Genomic DNA, 17274 nt, shown 5'->3' on the forward strand with positions numbered 1-17274 from the left:
CGCCGTTGCACAAGATCCTCAGCCTGCCAGATCTGGGGAAGGAACCGAAGATGTTAAACGGACAGGGACGTCGGGTTCGCCGTCCGAGCCTGGCTCCTCGATGCTTGAAATCTGCCACATCCCGGGACTCGATGCCCGAGATGCCGACTCGGCGCGGCGTAGGTCGTTCAGTCCTCCAGCGGGCGCAGCTCGTCGGCGTAGGAGACCGAGACGCGGCGCATCACGCCGTCGTCGCTGATCGCGTACTGCCCCATCCGCCACAGTGGCGGCGAGTAGGCGTGGATCGAGACCGCGCCGTCGACCGCACCGCTCATCCGGTGGATGTGGTCGGGCCCGAAGCCGAAGCTGCGACCCGCGCCGACCTCCCGTTGTACGGGATCGCCGCCGAACCTCGGCTGCTGCTCGAAGACCGCTCCGCGGGTGACCGCCACCGCGCCGGAGGAGACGTCGTGGTCGTGCCAGCCGGTGTCGTCGACGATGTTCCAGCACAGCAGCCAGACGTCGATGTCCTTGTCCCGGTAGAGCGAGACGTAGTGGCGCCCGCCGGTGTCGTGGCGCACCAGGTGCTCCCACCGCTCGGGGTGCGCTGCGAGCTCGTCGACCCAGGCGCGCAGCTCGCCGGGAGCGAGCGTACGTCCCGGCAGCTCGGGCAGTTCCGCGCCGCTCAGGACCGTGTCGGCGGCCGGCGCGGTCACGGTCGGTTCGGTGATGGTCATCGGTCTCCTCCGGTGAGCAGGTGGTGCGGGTTGGCGACGAAGATCGCCCGGCTCAGGGCCTCGCCGAGGTCGGGATCGGTCGGCTCGGCGTAGGGCCGGTCCGAGCCGTTCACCAGCGGGTCCACGCCGACCACGCGCGACATCGCGTCGATCGCCTGGGTGCCGTACGACGAGGTCTCGTAGTAGACGTGCCGGTCGATCGCCCCGAGCTCCCCGCCGCGCTGCGCGAGGCGCTCGTGGTGCAGCGGCGCGAGGCCGGCCAGCGCCACGAACGCGATCCGCAGGGTCGGCAGCAGCGACCGCCCCGCGACGTGCCAGGAGTGCCATGCGGCGCTCTGCTGGGCGACATACGAGGTGAGTGCGGGCCACCATCCGGGCAGCTCGCTCGCTGGTCCCGGGTCGGCGGGTCCCGGGTGCACGAGGACGGGCAGGTCGGCCTGCTGGGCCGTGGCCAGGACGGGAGCCAGGGTCTCGAGCGCGGACGGGGTCGTCAGCGCCGTCGCCGGGACCTGGAGGCCGTGGACGCGGTCGTGCGCCAGGACCTTGGCGAGGCCGTCGAGGTCCGGTTCGACGAGCGCCGGTGCGGCCCACAGTCCGTAGTCGGCGGGCAGGTCGTCGGCGAAGCCGTGCCAGGCGTCGAGCAGTCCGTGTGCCTCGCCCGGGGCGAGTGACTCGATCCCCAGTGGGCTCGAGAGCGAGAGCAGGACGAGGCCGTCCTCCTGTGCCGCGCGGCGGGTGAGGTCATGATCTGCCGGGTCGACGGAGTAGGGCGGCTCTCCGTCCAGGTGGAGCACCCAGCCATCGAGGTACGGAGGCTGCCGCCGGCGGCGCAGCTCCTCGACCAGCGCGGGCGGCCACAGGTGCTGGTGGACGTCGACCTGGCGCTTCATGCGCTAAGTCAATAGGTTTAGTTGTAATTAAGCAAGCCTACCCGCCGGTGAGGCACCATGGCGGGATGACCGACACGAACACCCAGATCCTGCTCCGCGCTCGCCCGGTCGGTGAGCCGACCGCCGAAGACTTCTCGATCGTTGCCTCCGAGGTGCCGTCGCCCGCGGAGGGCGAGGTGCTGCTGCGTACGAAATTCCTCTCGCTCGACCCCTACATGCGCGGGCGGATGAGCGATGCACCGTCGTACGCCGCTCCGACCACCCTGGGCGACGTGCTGCCCGGTGCCACGGTCGCCGAGGTGGTGGAGTCGCGGGATCCGTCGCGGCAGGTGGGCGACGTGGTGCTGGCGTACGGCGGCTGGCAGGCGTTCTCCGTCGCGCCGGCCCAGCACACCCGCCGCCTCGACCCGTCCGTCGCACCGGTCTCCACCGCGCTGGGCGTGCTGGGGATGCCGGGGTTCACGGCGTACGCGGGTCTGACCCAGATCGGGCAGCCGAAGCCCGGCGAGACCGTCGTGGTCGCGGCCGCGACCGGTCCCGTCGGCGCCACGGTCGGACAGATCGCGAAGATCCTCGGCTGCCGTGCCGTCGGCATCGCGGGCGGACCGGAGAAGGTCGCGCATCTGACTGAACTCGGTTTCGATGCCGCCCTCGACCACCGCGCACCCGACTTCAAGGAGCAGCTGAAGGCGGCGGTCGCCGACGGGATCGACGTCTACTTCGAGAACGTCGGCGGACATGTGTGGAACGCGGTGCTGCCGCGCCTCAACAAGTTCGCCCGGGTGCCGGTCTGCGGGATCGTCGCGCACTACAACGACACCTCCGCTCCTGAGGGACCCGACCGAGCGCCGGGACTGATGCGGCAGGTGCTCAACAAGTCGCTGCTGATCAGGGGTTTCATCCAGACCGAGTTCGTCCGCGACCACGAGCAGAAGTTCCTCGCCGAGGCGACCGGCTGGCTGGCCGAGGGCAGGCTCCGCTACCGCGAGGACATCACCGAGGGTCTCGAGAACGCGCCTGCCGCGTTCAACCGGATGCTTCGGGGTCAGAACTTCGGCAAGACGGTGATCAAGGTCAGCTGACCCGGGTCATTCGCCGGGCGCGGGTTCCGTGACGGTGTCGTCCTTGACCGGCTCGGGGAGACCTGCGAAGGCCTGGTTTTCCGGGTTCGCCGGGTCGGCGAGGCCCGCTACGTACGCCTTGGCGATCGCCAGTTCGGGGACCGTGTCGCCAAAGTTGGTAGTGCACGCCAGGAGAACCGCGCTGTAGAGGTCACTGTCCACCTCGAGAGTGGGGTAGGTGAAGACGATCGCCTCCTCACACCGGCTTGCGACCGTGGGCACCGGCTCAGGCTCCTCGGTCGTCGGAGGATCGGTGGGCGTCGGGGTGGGAGTCGGCGTGGGGGTCGGCGTCGCCGTCCCGTCGCCGTCGCCCGACGTGTTGTCGTCCGGGTCGGTGCCTGTCTGGGTATCGTCCGGCTCCGCAGGCTTGGTCGGCTCAGCGGACGGTGTCGGAGCAGGAGCCGGAGGCTTCGCGGCGGCCTTGGGAGCGGACTTGGTCTCCGACTTCGGCGCCGGTGCGACGGTGTTCGAGGTGCGCGGAAGGGCGGAGGCGGTGGGCCTCATCGTTGAGGTGGAACCACCGTCCACGCTCGGTGAGCCGGGGAACTCCCCGTTGCGGTACTGATCGGCGATCTTCAGCACCGCTTCGACGTACGTGTCGCTCTGGTTGTAGCGGTAGACCGCGGCGTTCGCGCCGGAGTCGGTGCTGACGTCCTCGGTTCCGGCGCACAGGTAGGCCGCGGTGGCGACGGCAGCATCGTCGACGTCCTGGGGGTCGCGGCGGTTGTCGCCGTCACCGTCGGTGCCCACGACCGTCCAGGTGGAGGGGATGAACTGCATCGGGCCGACAGCGTGGTCGTACACCGTGTCGTGGTCGTAGAGGCCGTTGTCGGTGTCGCGGATCGCCGCGTAGTTGCCGGCGCCGTTGAGCTGCGGGCCGATGATCGCGGGGAGGGCGAGGCCGTTGGAGTTGAGCTCGCTGCCGCCGAAGCGGCCGTGGTTGCTCTCGACCATGCCGATCGCAGCGACCAGCGCCCAGTCGATGCGGCAGGGGGCGTCGGCGTCGTTGAGCACGGTGGCCGAGCGCTGGTACGCAGCCAGGGCGACCGCCGGGATCGACAGTTCCTCTGCGTTGGAGGCCAGCCTTACTGCGTCGGTCGGGGTCAGGTTCTTCACGCCACCCAGGCCGTTGGAGATGCCGAGAGGGTCCTGAAGGGCGCCCGGATCGGGAAGCTCAGGCTGCTGATGACCGGTGTCGAGGCGTGCCTCGTTCGGGGCCAGAACCGCGAAGGCAGCGGTCAGCGCGACGGCGGCAACGGCCCGAGGCCCGATGCTGGTCAGCGCCGCTGTACTGATGCTTCTGGCCCAGAATTTTCGGGGTTCTTTGGTCATGCCGGTCTCACCTCTTCCACGCGTGGGGTACGTGTCCGTCCCATGAGCCTACCCAGGTATTCCATTTCTGCGCCTGGCAATTAGAAATCCCCCCACCTTGGTGATGAACGGCAACGGTCGGGCCACCTGACGTTGGGCTGGTGTTCCCCGGTACGCCGCCTGGGCTCACCTTCCGCCTGTCACCGTGGACGACATGACTGAACGGACTCGTCTGTGGATGGTTCCGCTGGTCGCGGCCGCGGGTTGGGGCGTCGGTTTCCTTCCCCAGCTCGTCCAGCCGCAGCCGCTCCTGCTCGCCCCGATGGTCGCTGAGCTGGTCTCGTTCACGTTGCTCGCCGCCGCGCTCGGCGGGCTCGCTGCGGGGCTGCGTCCGGACCGCTGGCTGCTCAGTGCCGTGCTCGCCGGCACCGGTGTCGTCGCCGCTGCCTTCCTCGGGCTGATGTTCGCCGCCGGCCCGGCGGCGACCAACCCGTCGATGCTGACCCATCTGATCGCCATCGCCGCGATCACGACGGTCGCCGGTCTCGCCGCCGGGATCGCCGCGAGCCTCGGGCCGTGCGTGCTGCGGGCGCCGATGCTGGCCGCGCCGGCCGTCTGCGTACCCCTCTGGCTCGACGGGATGCTCCCCGGTGAGCTGCCGTCGTCGGTCATCGATGCGCTGCTGGCGGCTGCCCTGGTGACCGTGCTCGTGACGTCCGTACGCCGCGCCGTTGATGTCGTCGCGTGGGTGCCCGCCTGGATCCTGGGCTGGGCGATGCAGACGCTGCTGACGGTGCTGGTGGCCATCGGCGTACTCATCCAGGAGGGCCGCTCGGTCGACGCCGGGCTGCTCTCCTCGCACCTGGTCTACTTCCACGAGCGCTGGAACGAACCCGCGGTGCACTACCCCGCCGGTTGGGCGCTCGCCGGAGTCCTGGCACTGGCGATGGTGGCGTGGAGGCTGCGTGACACCCTTCGGGTGTGAAACGTACGCTCATCACTGGAGGCACCCGCGGGATCGGTGCCGCTGTCGCTCGTCGGCTGGCGGCTGACGGCCACTCGCTCGTGCTCGGCTACCTGTCCGACGAACCTGCTGCCGTCGCGACGCGCGACGAGGTCCGGGCGCTCGGGGTCTCCTGCGAGATCGTGGCCGCGGACATCACCACCGACGCCGGGATCGCCGCCCTCTTCGAGGCTGCCGGCCCGGTCACCGGCGTGGTCAACAACGCCGGCGCGACCTACCGCTACGCGCCCCTCGTCGACACTCCTATCGACGAGATCCGGAGGACGTACGCGGTCAACCTGGTCGGCCCCACGCTGGTCGCCCGCGCGGCCGTGTCGGCGCTCGCCGAGGGTGGGGTGATCGTCAACATCTCCTCGGGTGCCGCCACGCTGGGATCACCGGGAGAGTACGTCCACTACGCCGCCGCGAAGGCCGGCATCGACGCGCTCACCAAGGGCCTCGGGCTCGAGGTCGCCCCGCTCGGCATCCGGGTCGTCGCGGTCGCCCCCGGGCTCACCGAGACCGACATGCACGCCAACACCGGCGACCCCGGCCGGATCGCGCGGATGGCGCCCCAGATCCCGATCGGCCGCGCGGGCTCACCCGACGAGGTCGCCGAGGCCGTCGCCTGGCTGATGAGCGAGAAGGCCGGGTACGTCACCGCGACGACGCTGCGGGTGACCGGCGGACGGTGATGCCCGGTCCAGGACCGCGGCGTACACAGCGAGGTAACGCTTTCGACGTCGTGTCGTGCCCCCACGCGGTTGTCCGATGGACAACAATCTCCTCATGAGGCCCCAGGTCGTCGCGCATCGCGGCGCCAGTCATGAGATCGCGGAGCACACCCTCGCTGCGTACGTCGCAGCCCTGGATGCGGGCGCGGACGCCTTGGAGTGCGACGTACGTCTGACCATGGACGGGCATCTCGTCTGCGTCCACGACCGTCACCTGCGCCGCATCGGCGCGCGGGGGCTGGTCTCGGAGATGACCCTCGCCGAGCTGCAGGCGATCGACTTCGCGGCCTGGAAGAACGGGTTCTGGGAGGGGGAGAACGAGCAGCCCGACCGGGACATGCGCGGCGTGCTCACGCTGCACCGTCTGCTGCGGGTCGTGCGCGACTATGGCCGGCACGTCGAGATGGCGATCGAGACCAAGCACCCGACGCGCTACGGCGGGCTGACCGAGGGGCGCCTGGTCGACGTGCTCAACGATTTCGGCTGGGCGGGTCCGGGCAGCCCGGTGCGGGTGATGAGCTTCTCGTTCACGGCGCTGCAGCGGGTGGAGCGGCTGGCGCCGGGCGTACCTCTGGTCCAGCTTGTCGACCGCGCCGCCAACTGGTCGCTCCTGCGGCACGCGATCGGCCCGGACTGGTGGCTCGGGGCCAGCATCGAGATGCTCACCGCCCACCCGAAGCTCGGGCGTCGGCTGGCGTCGAAGGGCCGCAACCTCCACGTCTACACCGTCAACACCGAGGAGCAGCTCAAGCTCTGCCTCGACCTCGGGGTCAATGCGGTCATCACCGACCGGCCGGGGTTCATGCTGGAGCTGCTCGGCCGCTGAGGCGTGTTACCTGGCGCGCGGGCCCGGCAGGTTAGGGTTTGGCCGTGGCCAAGAAGTCCCGAGTCAAGAACCGTCAGGCGGCTGCGGCCCCGACGGACGGTCCCAACCCGCGCGCGGCATGCCCGTGCGGGTCCGGCAAGCGCTACAAGGCGTGCCACGGTGCCGCCGGCGGCGCGTTCGTGGGGCGCCCGTTCGAGGGCCTGCCCGGCGAGTGCGACCTGGTCGCGCTGCGTGAGCTGGTGCCCTCGGCGACGGTGTCGCTGACGGTGAAGGGCTTCGAGTCGACGCCGGTCACGCTGGGCACCCTGCTGCCCGGCGCCGCGCCGGCGATGTCGCGCGACTCCGGCGAGGTCTGGGCCGGGCTGCAGGTGCAGCACAACTACGGCGACGTGTCGCGCGATGTGGCTGCGGCGCTGCTCCAGGCGCTCGAGGCGCGGGCGTCGGGTGAGTCCGGCATCTTCGGCCTGACCACCGCACCGGGCGACGGGCCGCGGCTGCAGGACCTGATCACCAACTCCTCGCTCGACGTGACCGTCCACGAGGGCTTCGACTGGTGGCTCGCCGACGTCGAGGACAAGGGCGACTTCGAGCACGCGCTCGAGCACGCCAACGAGTCGGTGCTGCCGACGCTGCGACTGGCGTCGGTCGAGGCTGCGTACTGGACCTCGGTGGGCTCCAAGGAGCACCTGCGCTGGGTGATGCCCGAGCCCGAGGACGCCCTGCTGACCGCGCTCGCGCGCCTGCACGTGACCGGCGAGGACGTGATCGTCCCCGACGCTCGTTTCGTCGGCATGTTCCGCGCCCACGGTCTGCTCGCGCCCGTCTGGGACCTGCCGGTCGGCACCGGCGCCGAGGCGCTCGAGGAGCCGGCGGTGGCGTTCAAGAAGCTGCTCGACGAGGCTCTCGCCGACGATTCCGAGATCACCCCCGAGGTGCGCTCCGCTCGCGCCGGGCTCGCCAACCGACAGGTCACCATCCGCTGAGGTGAGTGCTGACCGAGTTACCTCGGTCAGCACTCACCTACTTCGTGGAGTTCCGCGAGGGAAGCGACAGTTGACCGAGGTACCTCGGTGAGCATTCGCCGCTCACGCCTGCTCCACCGGCAACCAGAGCTCGCACGAGGCGTACGTCTCGGTGAGCTCGAGGTAGCGCAGGATCGACGGGCCGGGGCGGAGCCGCCACGGGTTCGACGGGAACCAGTCGGTGGCGGTCGCCGCCCAGAGCCGCTGCAGCGTCTCCGGGTGCGGGCCGCTGGAGGCGAAGACCGCCCAGGAGCCGGCCGGCACGGTGATGCTGTCGAGCCCGTCCGGAACCTCGGCCGACGGCGTGACCGCGACCCCGTGCAGGTAGGTGATCATCGACCCCTCCGGTGCATCGGGCGACGCGGACTCGGTGACGGCGAGGATGCCGCGCGGGTCGGTGTCGTTGAGCTCCTTGAGGCGGACATGCTCCTCGGGTGCGAGCGAGGCGATGTGTGCCTGGATGTGCGGGTTCACGCCCTCGTAGATCAGCGGGACCTTGGTGGCGTGGCCGACGAGCCGGAGCTCGGGCATGTCGTTGATGGTGACGTCCATCGGGGTGCTCCCTTCGACGCTCAGGCGGAACCTGAGCGTGGGTTGTGTGCGTAGCGGACCACCGGATCGGCGTACGTCGGCGGGAGCCGTTCCGTGCACGGCACGGAACGCGCGCCCGAACGCCTCGGTCGAGCCGTAGCCGTAGCGCACCGCGACCTCCAGGAGGTCAGGGGCGCCGGCCACCAGGTCGGCCGCAGCCAGGGTCATCCGGCGGCGGCGTACGTAGTCGGACAGGGGCATCCCGGCCAGCGCCGAGAACATCCGGCGCAGGTGGTACTCGGTGGTGCCGTGGTGGCGAGCGACCCGAGCCACGTCCACCTCGCCGGTGAGATCTGCCTCGACCAGGTCGACCAGGGTGTTGAGCGTTCCGATCATGTGGTCCTCCTTTCGCCATCAAGCCTCGCCCGGGAGCAACCTCCGGCGCCCGACTATCCTGGCCCGGTTCGATCAGGTTCAGTCGGACCGCGAACGCAGCCGGAACGCCTGCAGGCGGGAGTAGCCCTTCACGCTCGTACGCCGCATCTTCTCGACCTGGAAGCCGTCGACGTCCTCTAGTGCGGCGGCGGCGTTCTCGTCGATGACCACCGACGAGGGCCGGGCGACGGTCGTGAGGCGGGCGGCGATGTTGACCGTCGGACCGAAGACGTCGCCGAGCCGGAGCACCACGTCGCCGTAGGATATCCCGGCCCTGACGTGCGGAAACGCGCTGTCGCGATCCTCCCCGAGGGCGGCCAGGTCCAGGGCGGTCCGGGCCGCGGCGGCGACGTCCTCGAAGGTGAAGAACACCCCGTCGCCGAGATACTTGATCACCCGTCCGCCGTGCTCGACGACGACGTCGGAGCAGGTGTCCTCGAACTCCTCGACCCAGTCGACCAGCTCCTTGTCGCTGAGCCGTTTGGACCGGGCGGTGTAGCCGACGATGTCGAGGAAGCCGACCGCCAGCGGCACCGCGGAGGCGTCCGCGACGGTGAGCATCCGCCGCGCCGCGCTGACCAGATGGCGCCGCCAGACGTAGTCCTGCAGCGACTCGACCAGCGGCAGCACCTGCCCGGTCAGGGCGACCAGGTCCTCGACCTCGTCGCCACCCCGCTCCCGGGCGACCTCGGCCAGCAGCGACGTCTGCCACTCGGCCAGCCGCGCGTAGGACCGTCCCCAGGTCCGCACGAGCGCGGCCTGGCGGTCCTCGCTGAGCACCCCGAGGCGTACGAGCTCCTGCGTCATCCGCAACGCCTCGACATCGGCCTCGGTGAAGGCGATCTCGTCATCGCCCGCGTGCGGGAAGCCGAGATGGTGCCACAGGTCCTCGGCGACCTCCATGGGCACGCCGACGGCACCCGCGACCTCGGCGCGGGTCAGCGTGGGCGTCTGGCCGAGGACGAAGGACTCGACCACGGCGAGAGCCTCGGCCAGCTCGATGTCTGCCTCGCGGCTCCGGCCCTGACCGAGGCCCTCGTCAGCCTGTTCGTCGAGCGTCAGGAGCCGAACCTGTCCTTGGCGACCTTCTCCAGCGCCCTCGCGAACGTCGGCATCTCGACGGACAGCTGCTGCAGCTTGTCGGCGCTGAGGTGGATCAGGTCGAGCGGAGTGAGCGCGACGATGGAGGCTGTGCGCAGCGAGCCCCTCATGATCGCCGCCTCGCCGATGATGTCACCGGGACCGCACTGGGCGATCTCCTCCTTGTCCCGGCGGACGGAGACGGTGCCGTCGAGGATGATGTAAGCCTTGTCCGGCGGGGTGTCCTCCCAGATCGGCGACCAGCCCTCCGGCAGGTGCACGCGGGTGCCGGTGGCGCTGATGTGCGCGATCTCCTTGGGCGTGAACATGGAGAAGAACGACTCGGTCACGAGGGTTTCCTTCGGGGTCGGCTGTGGGGTGGCTGCCGCTATGTGACGGCAGTTACAGAGATCAACGATGTTCGTCTACAGGGGTTACCCGCGAGTGAAGTTGGCTATGCGGGCAGCGGGTCGCGGGCGATCGGGCAGCTCATGCATCGCGGGCCGCCGCGGCCGGAGCCCAGCTCGGAGCCCGCGATCGCGATGACCTCGATGCCTGCGGCCTCCAGGGCCCCGTTGGTCTGCGTGTTGCGCTCGTACGCCACGACCACGCCCGGCGCCAGCGCCAGGGTGTTGTTGCCGTCGTCCCACTGCTCGCGCTCGGCGGCGACCGGGTCGAGCCCGGTGTCGACGTGGTGGAGCTTGTCGATCCCCATCGCCTCGGCCGCGACCTCGAGGAACGGGCGCGGGGCCGCGATGTTCAGCTGGCCGTCGCCCGCGGGGGTCACGGCGTACGCGACCAGCGAGTCGACCGCGTTCGGGTAGATCACCATCTTGTCGGTGTTCACGAGCGTGGCGATGGTGTCCAGGTGCATCGTCGCGCGCTCCTGCGCGATCGGCACCGCGAGCACGGTGTGGGCGAGCTCCTCGGCGAAGACCTGGCGGGCGAGCCGCTCGGCCCCGGCGGGGGTGGTGCGCTCGCCGACCCCGACCGCGACGACACCGGGAGCGAGGAGGAGTACGTCCCCACCCTCGACGTGCTCCAGGTGGGCTCCGTGCAGCCGCGGGCTGGCCCGGAAGCGCGGGTGGAACTGGTAGATCAGCTCGGTGAGCGCGGTCTCGCGCTTGCGAGCCGGCATCGCCAGCGAGGTGACCGTGGCCCGGTCGCGGATCCACACCGACGAGTCGCGGGTGAAGAGCAGGTTGGGGAGCGGGTCGATCAGGAAGTCGTCGTGGGCGAGGAGGCTGGTGACCAGGCCGTGGCCGCCGCGTACCTCGTCGTTGCGGACGCCGGCGGTCAGGTGGTCGGTCAGCTCGGCCGGCCCGGCGTCGGCGAGGGCACCGCTCAGGTAGTCGCGCAGGGTGTCGCCGAGGGTGAGCGAGCCGAGCACGTTCTCGAGCGCCAGCTTCCGCGCCTCGGGCACCTCGAGGGTCTCGGTGAGCAGGTCGGTCAGGTAGAGCACCTCGACGTCGCGATCCCGCAGCGCGGCCGCGAAGGCGTCGTGTTCGTCCTGGGCCCGCTTCACCCACGGGATGCCGTCGAAGAGCAGCTTGTCGTTGTTGCGCGGCGTCAGCCGGGTGAGCTCCCGGCCGGGCCGGTGGAGCATTACCGTACGCAGTCGTCCGACCTCGCTGTCGGCGCCAAGTTCAACCATGCCGGGCAGCCTAGGCGAACGCCGCTCAGGCGAACACCTCGACCAGCGTCAGGATGCCTAGGACGAGGCAGACGACGGCTCCGACGTAGTGCAGGACGTGCAGCTTGATGAACCGGAGCAACGTACGTCCCAAAAGCACCGCGAGCCCGGAGACCGCCAGCAGCGCGGCCCAGGAGCCGATGAAGACCGAGACCGGGTCGTGGTAGCGGGCCACCAGCGAGACGCTCAGCAGTTGGGAGAGATCTCCCCACTCGGCTGCGAAGAGGACCATGAAGCTGGCCAGGACCTGGCGGAAGCCGCGTACGTCCTTGGCCTTCTCGGCGAACTCGCTGCCGTCGTCCTCGGACGCGATGCCGTGGTGACGGCGCCCCTCGACGAGCAGGAAGACCGCGCCGCCCAGGAAGAGCAGCGCCGCGACGATGTGGACCAGGTCGGTCGGGAGGAGCGTCGCCACTCCGCCGATCGCCACCGCGATGAGCGTCTGGACCGCGAACGCCGCGCCCACGCCGAGCCACACGAAGATCGGCCGGTACTTCGTCGACAGCACCAGCGTCGCCAGGAACGTCTTGTCCGGCAGTTCGACGACGAAGATCGCGGCGAAGGCCAGCGCGACGACGGTGATGTCCATCAGGGTTTCCGTTCCAGTTCTTTACGTCCGGCCCTCATCGTCGCACCCCGGTTCGACCAGCGGTCGGGCGAGGGCGGCGGCCTTGGCCTCGGCGAGTACGTCGATCGCCGGGCGATCGAGTGCTGCGGCGACGCGGGCGACGTCGTCCCACTCCGGCTGCAGGTTGACGACCTCGTCGTCGAGGCGGGCGGCCTTGACCGCGATCGGGTGCCCGTCGACGCTCACGGTGAGCATCTCGCGGGGAAGGGCGTGCTTGACGACCTCGTGCTCGCGTACGCCGATCGTCGAGGTCTCCCGGAAGAACACCCGCCGGACCGCTCCAGCGGCGTCGAGACGGGTGAGAGCGTGGAGCGTGTAGGCCGGTCGGCCCTTCTTCATCAGGATCGGCGTGACCCAGGCGTCGTGGGCTCCGGCCGCCAGGAGCGCGTCGAGGGCACCGGGGATCAGTCGCGGCTCGAGATCGTCGATGTTCGCTTCGATGACGAGCTCGATCTCCGTGGCGGGGGCATTTGCCGCAGGATCCGCCCGCACTTCCCCGCCATGGCGGGATTCTGCCCCCGCGCCGACAGCCTCGCCGACCAGTATGCGGAGCGTGTTCGACCAGCCCTCCGGATCCTTGCCGCCCGCGCCGACACCGATCGCCGTGGTCGTCATCGGCGGCTGAGCCCCCCACCTCGTCGCGAGGGTGGTGAGGAGCGCGGCGCCGGTCGGCGTGCACATCTCCATCGCCGGGTGTCCGGGCGACCCCGCGTAAGAAGGTACGCCGGTGAGCAGCCGCGCCACGGCCGGCGGCGGCACCGGGAGGGTGCCGTGGGCGGCCCGGACCGACCCCGATCCGACCGCGATCGGGGAGACGACGACCTCGTCGGACCCGAGGTGCACGAAGCCCGCGCATACTCCGACGACGTCGGCGATCGCGTCCAGCCCTCCGACCTCGTGGAAGTGGACCGACTCGGGAGAGATCCCGTGCACGGCGCCCTCGGCCTCGGCCAGCCGCTCGAAGACCCGCAGCGCCAGGTCACGCACCGCGTCGTCCAGATCGGCGCCGGTCAGCAGCGCCCGGACGTCGGTCCAGGTCCGATGGTGGACCGAGTCGGCGATCGAGACATGACACCGGGTCGCGGCCAGCGCGCCACGGGTCACCTGCGACGCAGCGAGATCCACCGGCTCGGGGGCGACCGCGTCCACGGCCGAGGCGATCACCGAGAGAGGCACGCCGGCGTCGACGAGCGCGCCGAGCAGCATGTCCCCCGAGGCTCCGGAGGACGCGTCGACCCAGACGACGCTCACCGAGCCCGCCGCGCGATCCGAGCCGCCGCGACCCCGGCGCCGTAACCGTTGTCGATGTTGACCACGGTCACGCCGGGAGCACACGAGTTGAGCATCGCCAGCAGCGCGGCCAGCCCGCCGAAGGAGGCGCCGTAGCCCACGGACGTCGGCACCCCGATCATCGGCACCCCCACCAGCCCGCCGACCACGGAGGGCAGGGCACCTTCCATGCCCGCGACGACGATCAGGCAGTCGGCGTCGTCGAGCCGGTCGCGTACGGCCATCAGGCGGTGGATCCCGGCGACGCCGACGTCGGTGATCCGCTCGACCCCGGCGCCGTGGACCCGGCAGGTGAGCGCGGCCTCGGCCGCGACCGGCCCGTCGGAGGTCCCGGCCGCGACGACGCACACCCGGCCCTGCGGGGTCGGCAGCGGCCCGAGCGTGACCGCACGGGCCTCGGCGTCGTGGACCGCCGTCGGCAGCTCGGCCGCCACGCGGGCGGCCGCCTCGGCCGAGACCCGGGTGGCCAGGACGGCGCGCGAGGGATGCTCCTCGTGCAGTCGGCGAAGGATCGCGACGACCTGTTCGGGGGTCTTGCCGTCGGCGTACACGACCTCGGGGTCACCGGTGCGGCGCTCCCGGTCGAGGTCGACGCGGGCGAACCCGAGGTCGGCGGTCGGCTCGTCCGGCATCGCTCAGAACCGGGCCGGGTCGGCGGGGTAGACCCCGAGCAGCTTCACATCGGTCGTGAAGAAGGCCAGCTCCTCCAGGGCCCGCTTCAGCCCCGGCTGGTCCGGGTGGCCGTCGACCTCGGCGAGGAACTGGGTGGCGGTGAACTTGCCATCCACCATGTAGGACTCCAGCTTGGTCATGTTGACGCCGTTGGTCGCGAAGCCGCCGAGCGCCTTGTAGAGGGCCGCCGGGAGGTTGCGTACGTTGAAGATGAACGAGGTCACCACCGGACCCGCGTCGGCGGGCGCCTGGATGAAGTCGGGCGAGAGCACCACGAAGCGGGTGGTGTTGTGGTCGGCGTCCTCGATGTCGGTGGCGAGCACGTCCAGTCCGTAGATCGAGGCGGCCAGCGGCGGGGAGATCGCGGCCATCGTCGGGTCGCCGGCCTCGATCACCTCGCGCGCGGCACCGGCGGTGTCACCGGAGACGACCGGCGTGAAGCCGTGCTCGCGGATGATGTTGCGGCACTGGCCCAGGGCGTGGACGTGGGAGTGGACCGTACGGATGTCGTCCAGGTGGGCGCCCGGAAGGCCGAGCAGGTGGAACCGGATCCGCAGGTAGTGCTCGGCGATGATGTGCAGGTTGGACTCGGGAAGGAAGTGGTGGATGTCGGCCACCCGCCCGGCCAGGGAGTTGTCGATCGGGATCATCGCCAGCGACGCCTCACCCGCCTCGACGGTCGCAAACACGTCCTCGAACGAGGCGCACGGCACCGACTCCAGCTCGGGGTAGTGCCGCTGGCACACCATGTGTGAGTTGGACCCTGGTTCGCCCTGATAGGCGATGCGATGTGGCTCGGACACAGCGACAGTCTAGATTCGCCCGATGTGCTCGCTCTTGCAATTCTCAGTCTGCTGACAGCAATCGCCGCCCTGGTCCTCGCCGGAGCGGCCTGGCAGAAGACGAAGGACGTACGTCGCCCCGACCCTGCCGCCGTCGAGTCGCTGCCGACCGACGTCGCCGGTCTGCGCGCCGAGGTCGCGGCCCTGCGCGCCGAGTCGGCGATGAACCTGCGCCACCTCGCGGTCGTGCGCTTCGACGCCTTCGGAGACGCCGGCGGCCACTTGAGCTGGTGCCTGGCGCTGCTCGACGACAACGGCGACGGGGTCGTGCTCACCTCGATCCACGGCCGCACCGAGGCGAGGTCGTACGCGAAGAGCATCAGCGCCTGGAATTCGTCGCAGCTGATGTCGCCCGAGGAGACCGAGGCCGTCCAGCAGGCCAAGCCCAGGAGCTGATCCGAGCTGATCCGGGCCCAAAATCGACGCCGGCACGCTCGGGCGTGGCGGGGGAACCGTTCCGAGCGTGCCGGTTTCAAACCCGGGCTGCGGGTGGGACGGCCCGGGAGTCGACCACTGGTCGCGGGGGATTTCCGACCAGTGTGTGGGTCTTGCCACGTCGCCGGCCGGAGTCAGGCTTGAGCCCGGTCGAAGACGACGACTCAGCTCACGCCGAGTCGTGTCAGACACCTTATGAACATTTACTTGTCAACAAGACATCTGTGTCGGCGAGTCGGCTCGGTTTTGCCATGAGAATCGACGCCAAACGCGCTGAAAACATGCAGAAAGAGGGACTTTAGGCCCTGATTGCCGGGACTTCAGGCCCGCCGCGTGTCGGTGAGATTCGGGACCGAATCGGGACTGGCCGTCAGCGTGGCACGCGGACGAGCAGGCGCCCGGGAAGACACTGCATGCGGAGCTCGCGACCCTCGGAGATCGTGTCGCCGTCGAGCTGGCGCGGCTGGTCGTGGTTGGTCCGGATCACGACGCTGGCACCGGTCATCCGGTTGACCAGATTGTCGGTGCGCGGCCGCTTGCTCAGCACCCGGACCGCGAGCGGGAGCCAGGACCAGAATCGCTGCGGATAGAGCAGCACCACGTCGATGAGCCCGTCGTCGAGCGCGGCAGCCGGCAGCAGCGGCATGTTCGCCTGGAGGTAGCCGACGTTGCCGACCACGACCGTGCGCGCGCGGTGCCTGGTGAACTCGCCGTCGTCGACGGAGATCTCCAGCCGCATCGCCGGGAACATCAGGCTCTTGAAGGCGGAGAGGACGTACGCCATCCAGCCGATCCGCTTCTTGATGTCCTCGTTGACGCCGCTCATGATCGCGGCGTCGAAGCCCATCCCGGCCATGACCAGGAAGTTGGTGTCCTCGAGGTTGTCGCCCGAGACCTCGACCAGGTCGATCGCCTGGTCCTGCCCGGTGAGCGCGACGTCGATCGCGGCGCGGATGTAGAGCGGGATCGACAGGTTGCGCGCCAGCAGGTTGCCGGTGCCGCCGGGGACGATCCCGACGGCGATGCCGGTGCCGGCCAGGGCGGAGCAGACCTCGCGTACGGTGCCGTCGCCACCACAGACGAGGACCAGGTCGGCGCCCTCCGCCTGGGCCGCCAGCGCCATCCCCTTGCCCGGGTCGTCGACCGTGGTCAGGTGCCAGGTCGGCGTCTTCCAGCCGGACTCCCTGGCCATCGTGGTGACCATCGTCTTGAAGTGCTCGACCGACTCGACCTTGATCGGGTTGAGGACGACCGCGATCCTCCGGTTGCCACGCACCGAGTCGACCAGCGGCCGACGTCCGAGCGCGTGCGAGGCGGGCAGCGGCGTGTAGAGCGCCATGCCCAGGAAGACGGCACCGGCGGCGAAGAGGATCCCGCCGAGCACGTCGGAGGGGTAGTGGCGCCCGAGGAAGACCCGGTCGGCGGCGACGAGCGCCACCAGCACGATGAGGCCGGTGTAGGCCAGCCGGCGGATGCCGCGGCGGCGTACGAACATCGTCACGACCACCGCGATCACGCCCGCGAGCACCGCGATCCCGGTCGCATGACCGGACGGGTACGCCGGTGACTCGTGGAACCACGACGCCAGCTGCCACGTGGGCCGGTCCCGGTCGACGAGCAGCACCACCGCGCGGCGTACGACCAGCGTGATCACCACGACGCCGAACACGTAGACCGCGGCGCGCAGGTACGTCCGGAACAGCCCCGCGGCGACCAGGAGCGCGACGCCGACAGCGAGGTACCACTCGGTGGCCACCTCGACGATGTGCCAGAAGTCGAGCATCCAGCCGTGTTCCGCGGTCACCGCCGTCGCGTCCCGGCCGAGCTCGTCGATCGTCGAGACCGGCGGCCACCCGTTGATCCCCGCGATCCCGATCAGGGCGCACAGAGCGAACAGCGAGGCCGCCCAGAGCAGCAGGGCACGGCGCGAAAGGTCAAGCACGGTGAGTCAGTATGCGCGATACGTCTTCCACACAGTGAATGAACGGGCTGGACAAAAGCCGAGGCAGTGGCCGGAGGAAAGCGCTATCGTCCGCTTTCCGCGC

Annotated in this window: 18 protein-coding genes; 6 read left to right on the forward strand and 12 right to left on the reverse strand. The window is 70.2% G+C overall.

Annotated features, from left to right (window positions below; translation table 11 throughout):
* Nucleotides 1-167: 167 nt before the first annotated feature.
* Together ABT304_RS20160 and ABT304_RS20165 are read right to left on the reverse strand one after the other, a co-directional pair.
* Entirely contained in the window at nucleotides 168-716 is a 549-nt protein-coding gene (locus ABT304_RS20160) for a cysteine dioxygenase (protein ID WP_350717861.1), read from the reverse strand.
* Nucleotides 713-1606: an amidohydrolase family protein gene (locus ABT304_RS20165; RefSeq protein ID WP_350717863.1), complete on the reverse strand. Its 894-nt coding sequence runs from the start codon at nucleotides 1604-1606 to the stop codon at nucleotides 713-715. Before ABT304_RS20165 ends, ABT304_RS20160 begins: the two co-directional genes overlap by 4 nt.
* Before the next feature lie 65 nt (nucleotides 1607-1671).
* Between ABT304_RS20165 and curA the strand changes: the two genes are divergently transcribed.
* Nucleotides 1672-2688: an NADPH-dependent curcumin/dihydrocurcumin reductase gene (gene curA, locus ABT304_RS20170; RefSeq protein WP_350717865.1), complete on the forward strand. Its 1017-nt coding sequence runs from the start codon at nucleotides 1672-1674 to the stop codon at nucleotides 2686-2688.
* Nucleotides 2689-2694: 6 nt separating this feature from the next.
* Here the strand turns inward: curA and ABT304_RS20175 are convergent, their stop codons facing one another.
* Nucleotides 2695-4059: a lytic murein transglycosylase gene (locus ABT304_RS20175; protein ID WP_350717867.1), complete on the reverse strand. Its 1365-nt coding sequence runs from the start codon at nucleotides 4057-4059 to the stop codon at nucleotides 2695-2697.
* A 193-nt stretch (nucleotides 4060-4252) separates the two neighbouring features.
* Here ABT304_RS20175 and ABT304_RS20180 point away from each other — a divergent pair, with 193 nt between their 5' ends.
* The 4 genes from ABT304_RS20180 (at nucleotide 4253) to ABT304_RS20195 (ending at nucleotide 7584) form a co-directional block, all read left to right on the forward strand.
* Nucleotides 4253-5023, forward strand: coding sequence for a hypothetical protein (locus ABT304_RS20180; RefSeq protein WP_350717869.1), 771 nt, complete (start codon nucleotides 4253-4255; stop codon nucleotides 5021-5023).
* On the forward strand, nucleotides 5020-5736 hold the full coding sequence (locus tag ABT304_RS20185; protein ID WP_350717870.1) for an SDR family NAD(P)-dependent oxidoreductase: 717 nt from the start codon (nucleotides 5020-5022) through the stop codon (nucleotides 5734-5736). The genes ABT304_RS20180 and ABT304_RS20185 overlap by 4 nt, the downstream gene beginning before the upstream one ends.
* A 94-nt stretch (nucleotides 5737-5830) precedes the next feature.
* Complete coding sequence (locus tag ABT304_RS20190) at nucleotides 5831-6601, forward strand: glycerophosphodiester phosphodiesterase family protein (RefSeq protein ID WP_350717872.1); 771 nt, start codon at nucleotides 5831-5833, stop codon at nucleotides 6599-6601.
* A 44-nt stretch (nucleotides 6602-6645) separates the two neighbouring features.
* Entirely contained in the window at nucleotides 6646-7584 is a 939-nt protein-coding gene (locus ABT304_RS20195) for a DUF5926 family protein (protein WP_350717874.1), read from the forward strand.
* Nucleotides 7585-7686: 102 nt separating this feature from the next.
* Here the strand turns inward: ABT304_RS20195 and ABT304_RS20200 are convergent, their stop codons facing one another.
* From ABT304_RS20200 to ABT304_RS20235, 8 genes are all read right to left on the reverse strand, one after another.
* The gene (locus ABT304_RS20200; RefSeq protein WP_350717876.1) at nucleotides 7687-8550 is read right to left on the reverse strand and encodes an AraC family transcriptional regulator; all 864 of its coding nucleotides are present in this window, start codon (nucleotides 8548-8550) and stop codon (nucleotides 7687-7689) included.
* A 78-nt stretch (nucleotides 8551-8628) separates the two neighbouring features.
* Nucleotides 8629-9567, reverse strand: a complete 939-nt coding sequence (locus tag ABT304_RS20205; protein ID WP_350717878.1) for an adenylate/guanylate cyclase domain-containing protein — start codon at nucleotides 9565-9567, stop codon at nucleotides 8629-8631.
* Between the two features lie 80 nt (nucleotides 9568-9647).
* Entirely contained in the window at nucleotides 9648-10019 is a 372-nt protein-coding gene (locus tag ABT304_RS20210) for a cyclic nucleotide-binding domain-containing protein (RefSeq protein WP_160025941.1), read from the reverse strand.
* A gap of 104 nt (nucleotides 10020-10123) precedes the next feature.
* Entirely contained in the window at nucleotides 10124-11323 is a 1200-nt protein-coding gene (locus ABT304_RS20215; RefSeq protein WP_160025940.1) for an arginine deiminase, read from the reverse strand.
* Nucleotides 11324-11348: 25 nt separating this feature from the next.
* A complete protein-coding gene (locus ABT304_RS20220) occupies nucleotides 11349-11951 on the reverse strand; it encodes a TMEM165/GDT1 family protein (RefSeq protein ID WP_350717880.1) in 603 nt (200 codons plus the stop codon).
* A gap of 21 nt (nucleotides 11952-11972) precedes the next feature.
* Entirely contained in the window at nucleotides 11973-13241 is a 1269-nt protein-coding gene (larC, locus tag ABT304_RS20225; protein WP_350717882.1) for a nickel pincer cofactor biosynthesis protein LarC, read from the reverse strand.
* A complete protein-coding gene (gene larB, locus ABT304_RS20230; RefSeq protein ID WP_350717884.1) occupies nucleotides 13238-13912 on the reverse strand; it encodes a nickel pincer cofactor biosynthesis protein LarB in 675 nt (224 codons plus the stop codon). Before larB ends, larC begins: the two co-directional genes overlap by 4 nt.
* 3 nt (nucleotides 13913-13915) lie before the next feature.
* Nucleotides 13916-14755 carry a prephenate dehydratase gene (locus ABT304_RS20235; protein WP_160025936.1) on the reverse strand — a complete coding sequence of 280 codons (840 nt, stop codon included), beginning with the start codon at nucleotides 14753-14755 and terminating at the stop codon, nucleotides 13916-13918.
* 24 nt (nucleotides 14756-14779) lie between these two features.
* Between ABT304_RS20235 and ABT304_RS20240 the strand changes: the two genes are divergently transcribed.
* Nucleotides 14780-15190: a DUF4446 family protein gene (locus ABT304_RS20240; RefSeq protein ID WP_350717886.1), complete on the forward strand. Its 411-nt coding sequence runs from the start codon at nucleotides 14780-14782 to the stop codon at nucleotides 15188-15190.
* A gap of 409 nt (nucleotides 15191-15599) precedes the next feature.
* On the opposite strand, the gene ABT304_RS20245 is transcribed toward ABT304_RS20240, so the two are convergent.
* Complete coding sequence (locus ABT304_RS20245) at nucleotides 15600-17171, reverse strand: bifunctional phosphatase PAP2/diacylglycerol kinase family protein (protein WP_350717888.1); 1572 nt, start codon at nucleotides 17169-17171, stop codon at nucleotides 15600-15602.
* Nucleotides 17172-17274 lie beyond the last annotated feature (103 nt).

The organism is Nocardioides sp. NPDC000445, from assembly GCF_040300245.1.
Taxonomy (GTDB): domain Bacteria; phylum Actinomycetota; class Actinomycetes; order Propionibacteriales; family Nocardioidaceae; genus Nocardioides.